Origin of the sequence: Microvirga pakistanensis, assembly GCF_004458765.1 — a bacterium.
GTDB classification, from domain to species: domain Bacteria; phylum Pseudomonadota; class Alphaproteobacteria; order Rhizobiales; family Beijerinckiaceae; genus Microvirga; species Microvirga pakistanensis.
Window position 1 is genome coordinate 1 of sequence record NZ_SPJX01000714.1, and the last position, 223, is coordinate 223.

General features: G+C 63.2%; 1 protein-coding gene. It reads right to left on the bottom strand.

Going from position 1 to position 223, the window contains the following annotated elements:
• A partial coding sequence (locus E4K09_RS28455; protein ID WP_134500980.1) for an aldehyde dehydrogenase family protein occupies window positions 1–223 on the bottom strand: 223 nt, incomplete at both ends.

Sequence of the window (223 nt, forward strand, 5' to 3'; positions counted from 1 at the left end):
CGCCGATCATGTTGCGGTTCACGTAGACGTTGCCGACCGACAAAGCCTCGACGATGCGGTCGACCGTCGCGTCGATCCGCGAGTGAACGCCCAGCGTCAGGCCATAACCCGTTCCCTCGACGGCCTGGATCACCTCCTCGAGGCGATTGGCCTTATAGCGCGCCACGTGCAGCACGGGTCCGAACACTTCCTGCGCCAGATCGTGCGGCTTGTTGAGCTCGAA